The following is a 17,640-nucleotide window of genomic DNA, read 5'->3' as shown; positions in this document are numbered from 1 at the left end:
AATTTGATTGGAATTAATCTTAAAATTAGGAGGAAAAAGTCATGTCAAAAAAAGTATTAGTATTAGGAGAGGCACGTGAAGGTGCTCTTCGTAACGTATCCTATGAAGCTATCGCCGCAGCTAAACAAATTTCTAGTGGTGGAGAAGTTGTTAGTGTTCTATTAGGAGATTCAGTGGGAGAACTAGCTACTGAGCTTGGAAAATATGGTGCAGATCGAGTAATCACTGTGGAACATCCACATTTAAAACAATATACTTCAGATGGTTTTGGTCAAGCGTTATTAGCTGTAATTGATCAAGAACAGCCGGAAGCAATCGTATTTGGTCATACAGCACTAGGGAAAGATTTATCTCCCAAAATTGCAAGTAAGCTGCAAATTGGTTTGGTATCAGACGTAACTTCTATAGAAGGTGAAGGCGATGCGGCTGTATTTATCCGTCCGATCTATTCGGGTAAAGCTTTTGAAAAAGTTAAAGTGAAGGATGGTATTGAATTTATCACAATACGACCTAACAATATTGCACCACTTACAAAAGATGACAGTAAATCGGCGGACGTTTCTTCCTTGTCAGTAGATATTACAAACCTTCGTACAATTATTAAAGAAGTAGTTCGTAAATCTACAGAAGGCGTAGATTTATCAGAGGCAAAAGTTGTAATTGCTGGTGGTCGTGGAGTTAAGAGTGAGGAAGGTTTCGCACCTTTAAAAGAGCTTGCGGATGTACTTGGTGGAGCGGTTGGAGCCTCTCGTGGAGCTTGTGACGCCGACTATTGTGATTATTCATTACAAATTGGGCAAACCGGTAAAGTGGTAACCCCAGACCTTTATATCGCAGCAGGTATTTCTGGAGCGATTCAGCATTTAGCTGGTATGTCTAACTCGAAAATAATTGTTGCCATAAACAAAGATCCAGAAGCAAATATTTTCAAAGTAGCGGACTACGGTATTGTTGGAGACTTGTTCGAAGTAATTCCAATGCTTACAGAAGAGTTCAAAAAACTTAAAGTAAACGCTTAATAATTGGAGGAGGCTGTCCAAGAATGAATTTTGGACAGCTTTCTTTTTTGCATAACTATGGATTATCAAGCTAAGAATATATTGTTACAAATTTAGAAATAATGACACAACTGATTTCCGTTTCATGTGGACGCTTTCTGCGGGCGAGGTCGAGCCTTGGGTCAACGGGATAATAATATAGTAAAACGTCTGACTAAAGCCCTTCTAAAACGATAAAAACAGGTTTTGAATTTAAAGTACGGGGCGTCTTTTTGTCCGATTTTTCGATTTCAAGCTAATATGTAGATGTAGATATTTCTGTCTGTTATAATCAATACATAGTAGATAAAGGAGGAATTTTAATATGGCAATAGTTCACGGAACAGATCAAACTTTTAACACTGAAATAGAAGAAGGATTAGTATTAGTAGATTTTTGGGCAACATGGTGCGGACCTTGTAAAATGATTGCTCCTGTATTAGAAGAAATGGACGCTGAAATGAGCGACAAAGTTAAAATCGTAAAAGTAGACGTTGATGAAAATCAAGCGACTGCAAGTCAATTCGGTATTATGTCTATCCCGACATTAGTATTATTTAAAGATGGGAAACCTGTTGATAAAGCAGTAGGATTCCAACCAAAAGAAGCATTAGTACAATTCGTAGAAAAAAACGCATAATACAAAACCGGGTGCTGCACAGTGCCTGGTTTTTTTAAACAGGTGATAATATGAATGATTTGATCGAACAAAAATGTGCCATCCTACCAGATGAGCCAGGATGCTATTTAATGAAAGACCGACAAGGTACTATTATCTACGTCGGCAAAGCAAAGATATTAAAAAATCGGGTGCGCTCTTATTTCAAAGGGGCTCACGATGGAAAAACGCTCCGATTAGTACAAGAAATTGTTGACTTTGAATATATCGTCACTTCATCTGAGCTGGAAGCTTTAATACTAGAGCTCCATCTTATTAAAAAGCATGATCCAAAATATAATATTATGTTAAAAGATGATAAAACGTATCCATATATTAAAATTACTGCCGAAAAAGATCCCCGACTGATCATTACAAGACAGGTAAAAAAAGATAAAGGCAAATACTTTGGACCATACCCAAATTCTCATGCAGCACATGAAACGAAAAAACTTCTAGATCGTTTGTATCCACTTCGAAAATGTCAAAAAATGCCTAACAGAGTTTGTCTTTACTATCATATGGGGCAATGTTTAGCTCCTTGTGTGAAAAAAGTAGAGGAGAATGCCTATGAAACAATCATTCATGAAATTATTAGTTTCTTGAATGGTGGGCATACGCAAGTAAAAAAAGAATTGGTTGCGAAAATGAATTCAGCTGCAGAAGCACTTGAATTTGAACGAGCAAAAGAGTATCGCGATCAAATTTCACATATTGAACAAGTAATGGAAAAACAAAAGATGACGATGAATGATTTCACCAGCAGGGATATATTTGGTTTCCATGTAGATAAAGGCTGGATGTGCGTGCAAGTATTCTTTATACGACAAGGGAAGCTAATAGAAAGAGACGTTTCGTTGTTTCCTATTTTCCGTGATCCGGAAGAGGAGTTTATCACATTTTTAGGTCAATTTTATGCGAAGTCAGAGCATATTAAACCGAAAGAAATTTATGTTCCTTTAAGTACTGATATCGACTTGGCTTCACAGCTTATAGAAATGAAGGTTTTCGTTCCGCAAAGAGGCACGAAGAAAAACTTAGTAGAATTAGCAGAAAAAAATGCTAAAATAGCACTTTCGGAGAAATTCCATTTAATCGAAAGACAAGAGGAACGGACTATTGGAGCAGTAGAGCAACTTGGAGATTCGATGGGGATTGCACCGCCAATGCGTATTGAAGCTTTTGATAACTCGCATATTCATGGGACTGATGCTGTATCTGCAATGGTTGTTTTTATTGATGGAAGATCCAGTAAGAAGGATTATCGTAAATATAAAACAAAAACAGCAGCTAAGCATGATGATTACGGAGCAATGCGAGAAGTTGTGCGAAGAAGATATACTCGTGTACTTAAAGAAAACTTGCCACTACCTGATTTGGTAATTATTGATGGTGGAAAAGGACAAATTGAAGCTGCTCGAGAAATTATAGAAGATGAACTAGGGCTTGATATTCCAATTGCAGGTCTTGCAAAGGATGGTAAGCACCAAACTTCCCAGCTTATTTACGGAGATCCTTTGGAACTAATACCGATGAAGCGTACAAGTGAAGGTTTTTATTTGCTACAACGTATTCAGGATGAAGTCCATCGTTTTGCTATAACGTTTCATAGACAACAGCGAGGAAAGCATACTATAGCATCTTCTCTAGATGGTATTGAAGGTATAGGACCTCAACGGAAAAAGTTGTTATTAAAGCATTTTGGTTCCTTAAAGAAAATACAAGCTGCTAGTAAAGAGGAATTAATAACGGCGGGATTACCGAGTAAGCAGGCGGATATAATAATAAGTCATTTTCAGAAAAATATGTTGTCTTCTGAATAATCATATGTTATGGTTATATGAATTTAACTTGAATCAGCACAAGATACTTGCAAATGCGCAAATAAAAACTGCTGATTAAAGTTAAGCCTCCGGCGGATGTCACAGATTTTGAAGGGAGTTAATTGCACAAGTGCAATTCAAAATCTGGACGCAATTACACCGAGGGGTAATTGAATAAATTCACTGTATTTAAAGTGAAGATAGAGGTGCGATTAGACATCAGTACTCAGCAGGAGGAAGGAAAGTTCCTAGAATAGCTGAGGAAAGGGTTTTTCGCCGAAACATAGAATAGCTTTTCCTATTTTATCGTTGGTTCTGCATTTAATAGATGTAGGATTGTCAGAATTTATATTCTGGAGGGCTATCTCACATGGACAGATTTTTTGGGCCGTGTATGAGACAATGCTTTTCACAATATGTGGAAAGCATTTTTTAATCCTTTCAGGTAAAGAGAAACTTCAATCAGTGGGGCTCTTATCCTACTAATTGTTAGTTGAACCAATCGGGCTTTTACGGGCAGTAGACCCCCACTAGGGCTATTGGACTTTGGTGGAAGCTTTAAAGTAGGAATCTTACTGCCCATTAATGCGGGAAAAAAGGGAGCGGATGTTCATGTCTAAAATTGTAATGAAGTTTGGCGGTACTTCAGTTGAATCACCAGAAAAAATCGCAAACGTTGCTACTCAAGTGAAACTTGAAAATGAAAAAGGCCATAATATTGTCGTTGTTGTCTCTGCAATGGGTAAGACAACTGATGAATTATCAAACCTTGCTTTCGGATTAGCGGAATCACCATCCAAACGTGAAATGGACATGCTTTTATCTAATGGGGAGCAAGTTACGATGGCATTACTAGCTATTAAGTTAAATGCAATTGGGATAGATGCCATTTCTCTAACAGGTGCTCAGGCCGGTCTAATAACAGATAATGTACATAGAAATGCAAAAATACTAAAACTGGATCCCTCTAAAATTGACGGTTTACTTGCTTCGAACAAAGTTGTTATAGTCGCAGGATTTCAGGGGATATCCGAAGCAGGAGAGATTACGACTCTTGGTAGAGGAGGATCTGATACAACTGCTGTAGCTATTGCTGCTTCCATAGGTGCGGAGATTTGCGATATTTATACGGATGTTGATGGTATTTATACATCAGATCCTCGCTATATCGAGAATGCCCGTAAACTTGAACAGCTTGAATACGACGAAATGTTAGAGCTAGCTAATTTAGGCGCAGGTGTATTACATCCACGCGCTGTGGAATTTGCAAAAAACTATAAGGTTCCATTACGAGTACGTCCTAGCTATAAAGATGGAGAAGGAACGATTTTGAAGGAGGAAGTAGATGTGGAAAATAATTTAGTAGTTCGTGGGGTAGCGTTTGAATCCGATATCGTTCGATTAACTATAGAGTATGAGGTGCCATTTAATGGCTCTTTAGCTTCTATTTTCACAACTCTAGCTGCAAATCATATAAACGTCGATATAATTGTTCAGTCGATAGTAGATGGTGTGAAACCAGCTGTTTCTTTTTCTATTAAAAAAGAATCTTTGGCTGAAGCTATATCAGTTTTAGAAACACATAAGAAAGAACTTGGCTTTACCTTTGCAGATTTTGAAGTGGGTCTTTCTAAGGTTTCTATTGTTGGTTCTGGTATGGTATCGAATCCAGGGGTAGCTGCTCAAATGTTTGATCGTTTAAGAAAAGAAAATATACCTGTGAAAATGGTTAGTACATCTGAGATCAAAGTTTCCGTTGTAGTACCTCAGCAAAACATGATAGATGCTGCCAATGCCTTGCATGACGAATTTGATCTGGCATTATCTCATCAATCAGTATAGATATTTATTCTAAAATGTTAAGAAAAACAAGGCAAAAAGATGCCCGGTCCCTGAAGGTCAAAACCTGTTTTTATAGTTTTTGCAGGGCTTTGGACAGACGTTTTACCAGATTATTACCGAGTAAATTTTAGGGATATTGGTTGTGATGTCCGTCCCAACCAATATCCCTTTTTTTCAGTAATCTTATGGGGTTTGCCTGTCCGTCGCCCTCCTACAACTCTTAGAAACAGGTAAGTGCGTTTTTGGATAACTAGAGATAAGCTCCTTTCTTATTCAAAGAGGTGATGGATGACAGTCTAAGTACGCGACATCGTGTCGCAACGACTGCCTGACCCGCATCGTGCGGGCCCGAAGATGCAATTTCGTTCGCTATTTCGCTTCTTTAATTAGTAAACACTTACTATTTCTCTTTATTTCCACTGGTAAAAAGATAATCTACTTTCTTCATCTTTCATTGGATAATAGCATTTCTATTTCAAAAGCGATTACAAATAACTTGATCACTCACTAAAATTTGACCAATCTTATCATCTAAGCGATAAGCTATGCTAAATCTTATAGTGCAGTACTAGACACTAATTGATTGTAGTGAAAGGTGGCGACTCCGGCAGGATCAGTGAGACAGATGAAACATCACATCGACGCGCAAGCGACGGTGATGGTTCATCGCTCACCCTGCGGAACGCGTCCACCTGAAACGGAAATTATTAGTATCTTTCAATTTTTTAATTACTATTGAAACTGAGTTCACAGCATGATAAACATATACTTTCTTTTGAAAAAGGGTAACAGGAAAAGTCAATAGTGACTAACCTGTTACCCTTTAGTTTTAGAATCCCATTTTATTTGTAAAGAGACTAAGCCGTTCTTTTTAATTTCTTCGTCGTAACATTCGGTTAAATAACCAGTAAGCTTTTGTTGTTGTTCAGCTAAAAAACCTGCTTCTAATCGATGACTTCTACTTTGTCCACTCTGAGGTAGATTATATGTACTTAATGTATAAAAAGCAGAATCTTTTGTAGTTTTTTCTAAATGTAAAGTGCCCCATCCAGCTTCATTGAAAAACGTGACGGCTTCTTCCATCGAATAAAGGGGGAATTTTCGAGCTAAATCTTTCCCAGCCCAATATAATATATCTTTTTCATGTTTTCCGAGAATAGAAGTAAGCACGTGGTCTCTTATTAACTCATATCCAAAGGAAGTTACATGTGAATGTTCCTTTTCATTCAAGTAGCAACCCTTCTTTCCAAAATCATTACTGCCTATTTATTTTATCACAAAAAAATAGTAATGGGGACCCGAATAGATTGTGATTTATTAAACAAATTATTATCCAACAAAGGTAGAGGAATAGCAATGAAAATTCAGAAAGATACCTTGACGCTCCAAAATGATGAGAGTACAATGGATATGTCATAAATACGTAACATGATGATGTGGAAGTTTTGAAAACAATTGTTTTTTTGCGATAGTTTTCAAACTATCAGTCGGAAATTTGAGGGGGTAATTGTTTTGTCGAAAGAACGCGAATTTTATTGGCGTCGACTGCATTCCTTACTAGGTATAATTCCTGTAGGTCTGTTTTTAACGCAGCATTTAGTAGTAAACCATTTTGCTACTAGAGGAGAAGAAGCTTTTAATAGTGCAACTCACTTTATGGAGAGTCTACCATTTAAGTTATTATTAGAAATCTTCGTAATCTATCTACCATTAATGTTCCATGCATTTTACGGAATTTATATTGCATTTACTGCAAAAAATAATCCGAAAAACTTTGGTACATTAAGAAACTATTTATTTATTTTGCAACGCTTTACTGGAATTTTCCTTGTAGTATTTATCGCATGGCATGTTTTTGAAACACGTTTCCAAGCTGCTATTGGAGCAAAAGAAGTTAACTTTAACATGATGGAAGAGATCTTATCTAATCCATGGATGTTAGGTTTCTATATCGTAGGTGTTATTTCGGCTACATTCCATTTAGCTAACGGTATTTGGTCATTCTTAGTTAGCTGGGGTATCACACAATCTGCAAGATCACAACAAATTGCAACTTATGTAACATTAATAATCTTCTTAGCGTTATCCGTAGTTGGCGTACAAGCTCTTCTAGCATTCGTCTAAGAAACTTACGGACGTTCAACTACTATTAAATTGAGGAGTGAGAATAGCATGGCAAAAAGTAAACTGATTGTTGTCGGCGGTGGATTAGCTGGCTTAATGGCAACAATGAAAGCTGCCGAGGATGGCACGCACGTAGATCTATTTTCAATAGTACCTGTAAAACGTTCACACTCTGTTTGTGCTCAAGGCGGTATTAACGGAGCTGTAAATACAAAAGGTGAAGGAGATTCTCCAGCAGTACATCTAGATGATACTATTTATGGTGGAGACTTCTTAGCAAACCAAAAACCAGTTAAAGCAATGACAGATGCAGCACCTGGGATTATCAGTTTATTTGACAGAATGGGTGTTATGTTCAACCGTACACCTGAAGGATTATTAGATTTCCGTCGTTTTGGTGGTACAATGATGCACCGTACAGCATTTGCTGGTGCAACAACTGGCCAACAGTTACTTTATGCACTAGACGAGCAAGTTCGACGTTTTGAAGTAGACGGTTTAGTAACAAAATTCGAAGGATGGGAATTCCTTGGAATAATTAAAGATAACGAAGGCGTATGTCGTGGTATTAAAGCACAAAACCTTCTAACGATGGAAATTCGTGCGTTCCGCGGAGATGCAGTTATTATGGCTACTGGTGGACCTGGGATTATTTTCGGGAAAACTACTAACTCTATCATCAATACGGGTTCTGCTGCTTCAATCGTATATCAACAAGGTGCTTATTATGCAAACGGAGAATTTATTCAAATTCACCCAACAGCAATCCCGGGTGACGATAAATTACGTTTAATGTCAGAATCTGCACGTGGAGAGGGTGGACGTATTTGGACTTACAAAGACGGTAAGCCTTGGTACTTCCTAGAAGAAAAATATCCAGCATACGGTAACTTAGTACCGCGTGATATTGCAACACGTGAAATCTTTGACGTATGTGTTAACCAAAAACTTGGTATCAATGGAGAAAATATGGTTTATCTAGATCTTTCACACAAGGATCCACATGAACTAGACATTAAGCTTGGTGGAATCATTGAAATTTACGAGAAATTCACCGGTGATGACCCACGTAAAGTACCAATGAAAATTTTCCCTGCAGTTCACTATTCAATGGGTGGACTATGGGTAGATGACGATCAAATGACGAATATTCCTGGATTATTTGCTGCTGGTGAATGTGATTTTTCACAGCATGGAGCTAACCGTTTAGGAGCTAACTCTTTACTGTCTGCTGTTTTCGGCGGTAGTGTGGCAGGACCAAATGCAGTTAAATACATGAGTCATCTTAAAACACATGCAGTTGATATGGATGATTCTATCTTTGAAGCTGAACTAAAACTGGAACAAGAAAAATGGGACAAAGTTATGTCTATGAAAGGTACGGAAAATGCGTACTTACTTCATAAAGAACTAGGTGAGTGGATGACGGATAACGTAACTGTTGTTCGTTATAATGACAAACTAGAAGCAACGGATAAGAAAATTCAAGAGCTTTTAGAGCGCTTTGAAAATATTAATATGGATGATACGCAACAATGGTCTAACCAAGGTGCATCATTTACCCGTCAGTTGAAAAATATGTTATATTTAGCACGTGTTATTACATTAGGTGCGCTTAATCGTAATGAAAGCCGTGGAGCGCATTACAAGCCTGACTTCCCAGAGCGTAATGATGAAGAGTTCTTGAAAACTACGATGGCGAAATTCGACCCAGCAACAGGGGCTCCAGTTTTACATTATGAAGAAGTAGATATTTCTCTTATTGCACCTCGTAAACGCGATTATTCTGCGAAAGGGGACAATTAATAATGGTAACAGCAACTGAAACAAAAAAAGTTCAATTTGAAATTTTACGTCAAGATACACCTGAATCTACACCATATTGGGAAAAATTCGAAGTAAACTATAGACCAAATATGAACGTGATTTCTGCTTTAATGGAAATTCGTCAAAACCCAATAAATGTAGACGGAAAATCTACAACACCCGTAACTTGGGATATGAACTGTCTTGAAGAAGTATGTGGAGCTTGTTCAATGGTTATCAATGGTCGTCCACGTCAATCTTGTTCGGCTTTAATCGATCAATTGACACAACCGATCCAGTTGGCACCAATGAAAACATTCCCGGTTGTACGTGATCTTCAAGTAGACCGTACACGCATGTTTGATTCATTGAAAAAAGTAAAAGCATGGGTTCCTATCGATGGTTCATACGATCTTGGAGAAGGGCCTCGTATGCCAGAACGCAAACGTCAATGGGCATATGAATTGTCTAAATGTATGACTTGTGGTGTATGTCTAGAAGCTTGTCCGAACGTAAACAGTGGTTCTAACTTTATGGGACCAGCTCCGCTTTCACAAGTACGTTTATTTAATGCACATCCAACTGGTTCTATGAACAAGGATGAGCGTTTAAATACAATTATGGGAGATGGTGGTCTTGCCAACTGTGGTAACGCACAAAACTGTGTTGTTGCTTGTCCAAAAGGCATCCCACTTACAACTTCTATCGCTGCATTGAACCGTGATACTACAGTTCAAATGTTCAAAGACTTCTTCGGAAGCGACCATATGGTTGATTAAATAGAAACGCGTAAGCGCCTATGAAGAGGTATACAGTCTAAGTACGCGACATCATGTCGCAACGACTGCATGACCCGCTTCCTGCGAGCCTATGACAAGTAAATGGGGAGATTTGTAGTCCAACTTGTTGGGCGGAAAAGCTTCCCATTTAACCTCGAGGGGCTAGGCGCTGAAGCTAGACAATAGATGCTATAAGAAAGTCTGTGTAGAATAATATTATTCTATGCAGATTTTTTCTTTCTCTGTTACAATAAATGAATATTCATTCATTTTAGGAGGGGTTTAGTTTATGAAAGCTAAATACATAGAAGATATTGTGTCATGGGAGCAGGGTTTCCATTTTTATTCAGAGGTTAGTGTACGTTTTTCCGAAACGGATATGTATGGACATCTGAATAATACAGTTACATTTGCTTACTTTGAGTATGCGCGAATTGAATACTTCAAGCATATTCAGCTCATGAATGACTGGTTGGATCCAAAGGGAGAAAAAATTCCAGTAGTCGCTGATTTGCAATGTGATTATGTAAAACAAGTATTCTTTGATGAAAAGCTCCATATTTATGTGAAAGCAAATTCTATTGGCTCATCCTCTGTGGATATACATTACATGGCAAAGAACGAAAAAGATGAAATCGTATTTACTGGTCGAGGATCCATCGTTCAAATTGATAAGAAAACTGGCCGTGCTGCAAAATGGTCCGAAGAAGAACGAGAAGTTTTTCGGGAAGAGTGCTAACTAGCCGTCACCTACTATCCCCGTGCTACATACGTTAGTAGAAGAGTGGATAGGGGGCTATGGCATTGTACGACAATAATCAGCATCGTTCGATTTTGACAAGTAGAGAACGTCAAATTTTTCAATTATTAGTAGAAGATAATTCTACGAAGGAAATTTCAGCTTTATTATCTATAAGCGAGAAAACAGTTAGAAACCATATTTCAAATACAATACAAAAACTAGGAGTTTCGGGTAGGTCTCAAGCGATTGTAGAATTATTACGATTAGGTGAACTATCGTTGAATTGATATGAATCCTTGCCATTTTCCTCATAACACGTCACAATAATAGAATGAAGGTTATTGTTTTGAGGAGTGAAGGAATAGATGGCAGAGGATATAAATAAGACAATATTAGATCAGGAACAAGTTGCTTTTTTAGAAAAAGAGCTTCGACATATATCTGGAATCATTAAACAAAAGGGTCGACAGATTTTAAGTGCCTACACTATTACGCCTCCACAGTTTGTAGCACTTCAATGGCTACTTGAACTTGGTGATATGACTATCGGAGATCTATCCAATAAAATGTATTTAGCTTTTAGTACAACGACGGACTTAATTGATCGTATGGAAAAAAGTGACCTTGTAAAGCGTATAAGGGATGAACAAGACCGTCGTGTTGTTCGTATACATTTGTTAGCAGAGGGTGCACGAATTATAGAAGAGGTTATAGATAAACGACAACAGTATTTAGAGGATGTACTTCAACAATTCAATCAAGATGAAGTAGCAAATTTATCCATATTATTAGAAAAATTACATCAACAGATGAAGAACTGAGGAATCGACGTGAAAGCCCCAATTGGTGTTATAGACTCTGGAGTTGGTGGGTTAACAGTTGCGAAAGAAATTATGCAATTACTACCAAATGAAAAAATAATTTATATTGGTGATACAGCCAGATGCCCGTATGGTCCTAGAACAAGTGAAGAGGTAAGAAAATTTACCTGGCAATTGGCTAATGCTTTAGCAAAAATGAATATCAAAATGCTAGTAATTGCGTGCAATACTGCAACTGCAGTAGCACTAAATTCTTTGAGTAATAAGATGCCTTTTCCTGTTATAGGTGTAATTTTCCCGGGTGCTAGAGCTGCAATTAAAGCAACAAAAAGTAATGAAATAGTAGTGCTAGGTACAAGCGGTACGATTAAAAGTGGTGCATATGAGAAAGCTATCGCATCTTTAAATACGTCTAGTAAAGTGATTCCACTTGCCTGCCCCACGTTTGTACCACTTGTAGAAAGTAATGAATACGAGGGCGAATTTGCTCGAAATATGGTAATGGAAACATTAACGCCATTGAAGAAAGAGCAATTTGATACCGTTATTTTAGGTTGTACGCATTATCCACTTTTGCAAAAGCATATTGAAGAGGCAGTTGGGAATCATGTAAATGTACTTTCTTCTGCGGAAGAAACTGCTCATGATGTAAAAGATTATTTAAATTACCATGAACTTAATAATCCGATTCAACAGAAAGAGACACCAATATTTTATACGACCGGCTCTGTGCCTATTTTCAAAACGATCGTAGAGAAATGGTTGGAAATACCAAGCGCAGATGTTCGAACAATTTCATTCAAATGACCTTGCTAGCTTGAGAATCCTCGAATAGCTGGGTCTTCTTTTGCTTGCTTGGTAATACCGCTAACAACTTGTTCAAGGTGAGCTGGCTTTAAAAATCAAAAAAAAGGACGAGATGTCAATTGAAACAGATTATAATTGCAACTAAAAATAAAGGAAAAGCCAAAGACTTTGAAGCTTTGTTTAACCCACTAGGATATGAAGTTAAAACGCTCCATGATGTGGCGGAAGAAATGGATATAGAAGAAACAGGTACGACCTTTGAAGAAAATGCATTATTAAAAGCTACTTCCTTAGCAAACCATTTACAAACGATGGTTATTGCAGATGATAGTGGTTTAGAGATTGACGCACTTGATGGGCGCCCAGGTATCTATTCTGCACGTTATGCAGGCGAAGAGAAAAGTGATGAAGCAAATATCGATAAAGTGCTAAAAGAGCTAGAAGGTATTAAAGAATCGGAAAAAACAGCACGGTTTGTATGTGCTATTGCCGTTGCCTCCCCAAACAAGGAACCTTTCACTGTCAGAGGAACATGTGAAGGAGTCATTGGGACCGAAAGAAAAGGGACGAATGGATTTGGATATGATCCAATTTTTTATGTTCCTTCCGAACAAAAAATGATGGCAGAACTAACAGCGGAGCAAAAGGGAGCTATATCTCATCGTGGCAATGCGATAAAAAAACTTTCATTGGGTCTGAAAGAAATAATTTCTGAAGGATAGGTGAGGGAATGAAACTATTAATAATGAGTGATACACATAATGCAACTAAAACAATGGAACAGGTAATTGAGCGCCACAAACGAGAAGTGGACGCAATTATACATTGTGGGGATAGTGAGTTAGATGCTAATTACTTTTATGATACTCCTATTCATGTTGTTCGTGGAAATTGTGATATAGATGATCGATTTCCTCTAGAGGAGCTATTTTCTGTTAAGGATGCCACAGTACTTGTAGCTCACGGTCATAAATACAATGTAAAATCGACTCTAATGCCACTGTTTTATCGAGCACAGGAAGTACAAGCCTCAGTAGTTTGCTTTGGTCACTCGCATTTAATAGGAGCAGAAATGCAGGATGGTATATTATTTATTAATCCAGGCAGTCTTCAGCAACCTCGTGGACGTAAAGAAAAAAGCTACGCAATGGCTGAAAAGAGTGATGATTCTTGGACAGTTCTGTTTTATTCAGATGAACATATACTACTTGAAAAAGTAACTTTATAATTTTTTTGAAATAGTGTTGACTTATCTTTGTTATCATTATATAATAAATCTTGTCTTTCCTATCAGTTTAGGTGGGGGAGTACTTGTCTCAGTAGCTCAGCTGGATAGAGCAACGCCCTTCTAAGGCGTCGGTCGGGGGTTCGAATCCCTCCTGGGACATACTTTAATAAAGGTTATGAATTCTTAGTAAACAAGGATTTGTGATTAGGTAGGGATTAAGTCGGGGCTTCGGTCCAAGAGACTTAGTCCCTTTTTTTATACCTGTCATTTTCTGCAAAGTATGACACGAGACTATCTTCAAGCATTTTTTAACGTAACCCATTCGTAGCTGAGATGCTATAATTGGATTAAGAATTCATTGCAATGCTGTTATATCAAAGTGAAGATATGAATCGTCTTCCCAACTAACGAAAGGATTTTTATAACTAGGGAAATGGTTTAAATTACGAATAAGAATAGGTTTTTGAGATATTGGAATTGAACTGTAATTTAGGGAGTGTTCTATAAATGAAAAGCTTTGTCGTCATGCAAGGAGAAACATATCAAGAGGAAAGAGAATTAGGTATTATTTGGTCTCTACAACAAGATAGTGGAGGACAAGTACCCCATTCTTGGCTGAGAATGAAGGAAGTAAATGAAGGGGACCGCATCTTTCATTATGTCAAAGGAAATATTGTTGCAATTAGCGTTGCTAAAACTGGATGTCAGGTAATTTCTAAGTCTTCAGCTATGGAAAATCAGAAGCACTTGGCTGATAACAGTTATTTAGTGGAGTTAGAATATCATGAATTAGAAGAGCCTCTGAATATCCATTCAAACTTCAATGAGATTGTAACGCTGCTCCCCATAAAGTACTCACCATTTCAACAGGATGGTAATGGAAACCCGGGTTATTTGTATCCTTGTAATGAACAACTTGTAATAAAATTATTAGAACTTATAAGTGATCTGAATATCTATCAAATAGATGTGGAGCAGCTTGAATTAGCAATAGGTACAGTACGCCGCACCGAGCGTAATACATTGATTCCAATGATTGCTGAAATGGAATCTGAAGTAAAATTAATGATCCGCAAAGGTCGAAAGAAGTTTAGGGAAAACTTATTGGCTTTGTGGGAAAATAAATGTGCATTATGTGATATTGAGCTACCTGATTTGCTTCTAGCAAGTCCCTCTAAGCCTTGGAAAGACAGTACACATAAGGAGAGAATAGATCCTTATAACGGTGTGCTCCTCTGCTGTAATCATGATGCTTTATATAGTAAAGGTTATATAGCATTTGATGGAGGAGGTAGACTACATATTTCTTCTTCTATTCCAGAGGAAGATTATATAATTTATAATATCAATCCGAAAAAGAAGATTTCTCGATATGAAGAGAATAAACCGTATTTCAAATGGCATAAAAAGAATATATTTCATTAGAAAAAGAAGTCCTATTTAGAGGTTCTTTTTCTTATGCTTTTATTCTGGAAGTGAGTCGGACTTCATTATCAAAACTCACCAGAGCCAAACATTGTATGCTAGAATTAAATGATTATCTAAAAAAATATCTTTCATCAAGTTGAACTTAGTGATAGTATATTTAAAGTAGGTAGTTTTGTTCTAAAAAAGTAAGAATTCCTACATCATCAAAAAAGCTTGTATTCTTTAAGGGAAATACTTGTCTCAGTAGCTCAGCTGGATAGAGCAACGCCCTTCTAAGGCGTCGGTCGGGGGTTCGAATCCCTCCTGGGACATTAATTTAGTATTGTATCAAAAAAAACTTCTAATTCATGATTAGGAGGTTTTTTTGTGTCTACAAATCAGTATCTGTTAAGAGGTCGCTATACGTTATTAATTAGTTTGTGGAAATGCTATGATTAAAAGAATGGTTATATTAAGAAAGGAGTTCTGACAATGAATAAACTTAAAAATCCCCATTACAAACGAAAATATTAGGACTAATTAGTACGCTAATTTCTGTTAATCATTATTCTACTTGCAAGCATATTTGCTTACCTGTAATCAGTTGATACTAGGAATCATGTGAAACAATTAGCTTTGCAATCGGCAAAGTCGATTTCTCTAATGCCTGAGATTCAGGATGCAATTGACAAAAAAGAGTTAGAAACTAAATTTAGGCCAATTACTGAACAAGTAAGAGATCAGGTTAATGCAGCGGATATTATCGTTGAAAATCGGGAGGTGGAGACCACCAAAAGTTTATTATTAAGTGGGCATTAGGATCATGTTTTGTAAAGATTGTAGCGGCAATTGTCCTAGGTGTTATTACTTTCTAATTTGGTCAAGAGGAACCGGAGTTGCTAATATATAAAACGATAAAAATCCCCTTTCTAGCTGGAGGTGGTTTTTTTGTGTTTTTTATAGGTTTATCAACTGACAGGGTCACATATAGAATAGTTCTACATTATTTCTGAATCTCATATACTATGATTTTGCATGCAATACTGGACAAATCGTCGAAATGCGATTTGTCCTTTTTAGTTAGTAATTATAAAATATTTTATAACGAAAAACAGCACAATTTGTTTATAACTATAAAGATAGGGAATCCATTAACTATACAAAATATAAAATTTATAAAAGAGGAGAGAAATTAAAATGCCTAACCAAAATGAAGAGAAGCGATACGATGAAGATCCTAACACTACTCAGGAACAACCGAGTAAAATCGAAGAAATAGAAACAAGAAAAGAAAACGATAAAAATGGACAAGAAGATAGAAGTTACAAAGAAGATACGATCAGTACAGAAGAAGACGGTGGCTTACGTCGATGATTATTTAGACAAGTGTAAAGAGATGCACCTGATCAAACGCCGATTAGGCGCATCTCTTTTGTTCAATTCAAAATTTCTAGCAGATAGTATCTGTGCATAAAGAAAAAATGATATAGTATATATAATTAAGTATATAGATTAGCTAGTGAAGGTGGCGAAATACGTTGAAAAAAAAGAATCATCCAATTTTAAAGGATGAAAACGTCATTTTATTTCCCGGAATGATTGAAAATTATGTTGAAAACGGACTTAAACTTGCTGAAGAGAACAATTTTTCGGAAGCGGTGTCTTGTTTTGATGAGGCTAACAAATATCAAGAATTGAGTGATATGGTACAAAGCGTGTATATCCTTTCATTACTAGAAACAGGCAGAGCACTGGATGCGAAAAAAATATGTGAAACTCTTTACGAAAAAAAGTCTCCATTTTTTGAGCAGGTAATAGAATTATATTTGACTATTTTACTTGATCTAAAGGATTACAAACAACTAAACGAAGTGTTAAATGAGTTAATGAAAGATTCGACATATACTTTTCAACAAAAGAAAAATTTTAAACAACTAAAAGAACTAAGCATCAAGATGTTAACAGATCATACATATTCGTCAGATGAAGAAGTGCAAACCAACTTTGATAGTGAACAGTTCGAGCTAAATCACTTTATAAAACTACCTTATGGCATGCAGGAACAATTATTACAAGAGGCATTTCAAATAGATACCCTAGAAATTACTAAGGAAATCATCACAATAATCGAAAGCCCTGATATAATCCCTACTATTAAATCACTTGCTCTTTTACTACTTGGTGCGGCTGGAGTGGACAGTGAAGTTACCGTTGAAAAATTTGGTTTTAAAGAAACTGTCATTCCAACAGCACCACCAGAACTTACTGCAGTAGATCGAGTAGAACCTATAAAACGATATATCGAGAATTCTTTAGAAAAAGATCCAACTAAGCTTCAAATGACGTTGGAAATGGTTCATCGACATGCTTATACCTTGTTTCCATTTGATTGGGTAGGATATACTAATGAAATAGTAGCAAAAAGATATATTGAATATGTGGATGTGTTATTTGGTAATCGAGAATTGCGATCAGATGAGTTCTTTGAGTTACTCATAGTATTGGAAGAATCACTAGAACTTTTGAGTTATGAATAATGTTGAAACTCTAGTCATCTATGCTATAA

Annotated in this window: 18 protein-coding genes, 2 tRNA genes and 1 riboswitch; of the genes, 19 read left to right on the top strand and 1 reads right to left on the bottom strand. The window is 36.8% G+C overall.

Features of this window, described 5'->3' with window-relative positions; translation table 11 throughout:
* Window positions 1-41 precede the first annotated feature (41 nt).
* The 4 genes from ACN6MX_RS12190 to ACN6MX_RS12175 all read left to right on the top strand — a co-directional run bounded on the left by ACN6MX_RS12190 (window position 42) and on the right by ACN6MX_RS12175 (window position 5,360).
* A complete protein-coding gene (locus ACN6MX_RS12190; RefSeq protein WP_419959176.1) occupies window positions 42-1,019 on the top strand; it encodes an electron transfer flavoprotein subunit alpha/FixB family protein in 978 nt (325 codons plus the stop codon).
* Between the two features lie 343 nt (window positions 1,020-1,362).
* On the top strand, window positions 1,363-1,677 hold the full coding sequence (trxA, locus tag ACN6MX_RS12185; RefSeq protein WP_419959175.1) for a thioredoxin: 315 nt from the start codon (window positions 1,363-1,365) through the stop codon (window positions 1,675-1,677).
* 50 nt (window positions 1,678-1,727) lie between these two features.
* Window positions 1,728-3,518: an excinuclease ABC subunit UvrC gene (gene uvrC, locus ACN6MX_RS12180; protein WP_419959174.1), complete on the top strand. Its 1,791-nt coding sequence runs from the start codon at window positions 1,728-1,730 to the stop codon at window positions 3,516-3,518.
* 193 nt (window positions 3,519-3,711) lie between these two features.
* Window positions 3,712-3,890, top strand: a riboswitch (Lysine riboswitch).
* A gap of 240 nt (window positions 3,891-4,130) precedes the next feature.
* Window positions 4,131-5,360 carry an aspartate kinase gene (locus tag ACN6MX_RS12175; RefSeq protein ID WP_419959173.1) on the top strand — a complete coding sequence of 410 codons (1,230 nt, stop codon included), beginning with the start codon at window positions 4,131-4,133 and terminating at the stop codon, window positions 5,358-5,360.
* 816 nt (window positions 5,361-6,176) lie between these two features.
* On the opposite strand, the gene ACN6MX_RS12170 is transcribed toward ACN6MX_RS12175, so the two are convergent.
* Window positions 6,177-6,590 carry a YslB family protein gene (locus ACN6MX_RS12170; protein WP_419959172.1) on the bottom strand — a complete coding sequence of 138 codons (414 nt, stop codon included), beginning with the start codon at window positions 6,588-6,590 and terminating at the stop codon, window positions 6,177-6,179.
* A 282-nt stretch (window positions 6,591-6,872) separates the two neighbouring features.
* Here ACN6MX_RS12170 and ACN6MX_RS12165 point away from each other — a divergent pair, with 282 nt between their 5' ends.
* From ACN6MX_RS12165 to ACN6MX_RS12095, 15 genes are all read left to right on the top strand, one after another.
* Complete coding sequence (locus tag ACN6MX_RS12165) at window positions 6,873-7,484, top strand: succinate dehydrogenase cytochrome b558 subunit (RefSeq protein ID WP_419959171.1); 612 nt, start codon at window positions 6,873-6,875, stop codon at window positions 7,482-7,484.
* A 48-nt stretch (window positions 7,485-7,532) separates the two neighbouring features.
* Window positions 7,533-9,290: a succinate dehydrogenase flavoprotein subunit gene (sdhA, locus tag ACN6MX_RS12160; RefSeq protein ID WP_419959170.1), complete on the top strand. Its 1,758-nt coding sequence runs from the start codon at window positions 7,533-7,535 to the stop codon at window positions 9,288-9,290.
* A 2-nt stretch (window positions 9,291-9,292) separates the two neighbouring features.
* Window positions 9,293-10,069: a succinate dehydrogenase iron-sulfur subunit gene (sdhB, locus tag ACN6MX_RS12155; RefSeq protein WP_419959169.1), complete on the top strand. Its 777-nt coding sequence runs from the start codon at window positions 9,293-9,295 to the stop codon at window positions 10,067-10,069.
* Window positions 10,070-10,358: 289 nt separating this feature from the next.
* Window positions 10,359-10,808: an acyl-CoA thioesterase gene (locus tag ACN6MX_RS12150; RefSeq protein ID WP_419959168.1), complete on the top strand. Its 450-nt coding sequence runs from the start codon at window positions 10,359-10,361 to the stop codon at window positions 10,806-10,808.
* A 65-nt stretch (window positions 10,809-10,873) separates the two neighbouring features.
* Window positions 10,874-11,098 carry a helix-turn-helix domain-containing protein gene (locus ACN6MX_RS12145; protein WP_370627162.1) on the top strand — a complete coding sequence of 75 codons (225 nt, stop codon included), beginning with the start codon at window positions 10,874-10,876 and terminating at the stop codon, window positions 11,096-11,098.
* 78 nt (window positions 11,099-11,176) lie between these two features.
* A complete protein-coding gene (locus ACN6MX_RS12140) occupies window positions 11,177-11,632 on the top strand; it encodes a MarR family winged helix-turn-helix transcriptional regulator (protein WP_419959167.1) in 456 nt (151 codons plus the stop codon).
* Window positions 11,633-11,641: 9 nt separating this feature from the next.
* Entirely contained in the window at window positions 11,642-12,439 is a 798-nt protein-coding gene (gene racE, locus ACN6MX_RS12135) for a glutamate racemase (protein WP_419959166.1), read from the top strand.
* 119 nt (window positions 12,440-12,558) lie between these two features.
* Window positions 12,559-13,161 (top strand): XTP/dITP diphosphatase, encoded by a 603-nt coding sequence (locus ACN6MX_RS12130; RefSeq protein ID WP_419959165.1) that lies wholly within the window; start codon window positions 12,559-12,561, stop codon window positions 13,159-13,161.
* A gap of 8 nt (window positions 13,162-13,169) precedes the next feature.
* A complete protein-coding gene (locus ACN6MX_RS12125; protein WP_419959164.1) occupies window positions 13,170-13,667 on the top strand; it encodes a metallophosphoesterase family protein in 498 nt (165 codons plus the stop codon).
* 85 nt (window positions 13,668-13,752) lie between these two features.
* Window positions 13,753-13,826: transfer RNA gene (locus ACN6MX_RS12120), tRNA-Arg, on the top strand.
* A gap of 348 nt (window positions 13,827-14,174) precedes the next feature.
* On the top strand, window positions 14,175-15,092 hold the full coding sequence (locus tag ACN6MX_RS12115; RefSeq protein ID WP_419959163.1) for an HNH endonuclease: 918 nt from the start codon (window positions 14,175-14,177) through the stop codon (window positions 15,090-15,092).
* A gap of 240 nt (window positions 15,093-15,332) precedes the next feature.
* Window positions 15,333-15,406 (top strand) — tRNA-Arg (locus ACN6MX_RS12110).
* Window positions 15,407-15,695: 289 nt separating this feature from the next.
* Complete coding sequence (locus ACN6MX_RS12105) at window positions 15,696-15,893, top strand: hypothetical protein (protein WP_419959162.1); 198 nt, start codon at window positions 15,696-15,698, stop codon at window positions 15,891-15,893.
* Window positions 15,894-16,271: 378 nt separating this feature from the next.
* Window positions 16,272-16,448: a hypothetical protein gene (locus ACN6MX_RS12100; RefSeq protein WP_419959161.1), complete on the top strand. Its 177-nt coding sequence runs from the start codon at window positions 16,272-16,274 to the stop codon at window positions 16,446-16,448.
* Window positions 16,449-16,612: 164 nt separating this feature from the next.
* Window positions 16,613-17,611 carry a hypothetical protein gene (locus tag ACN6MX_RS12095; RefSeq protein WP_419959160.1) on the top strand — a complete coding sequence of 333 codons (999 nt, stop codon included), beginning with the start codon at window positions 16,613-16,615 and terminating at the stop codon, window positions 17,609-17,611.
* Window positions 17,612-17,640 lie beyond the last annotated feature (29 nt).

It is taken from the genome of Psychrobacillus sp. BM2 (assembly GCF_048572895.1).
Lineage (GTDB): Bacteria > Bacillota > Bacilli > Bacillales_A > Planococcaceae > Psychrobacillus.
The sequence above is the reverse complement of the archived record's forward strand: the minus strand, read 5'-3'. Positions and strand labels throughout refer to the sequence as shown.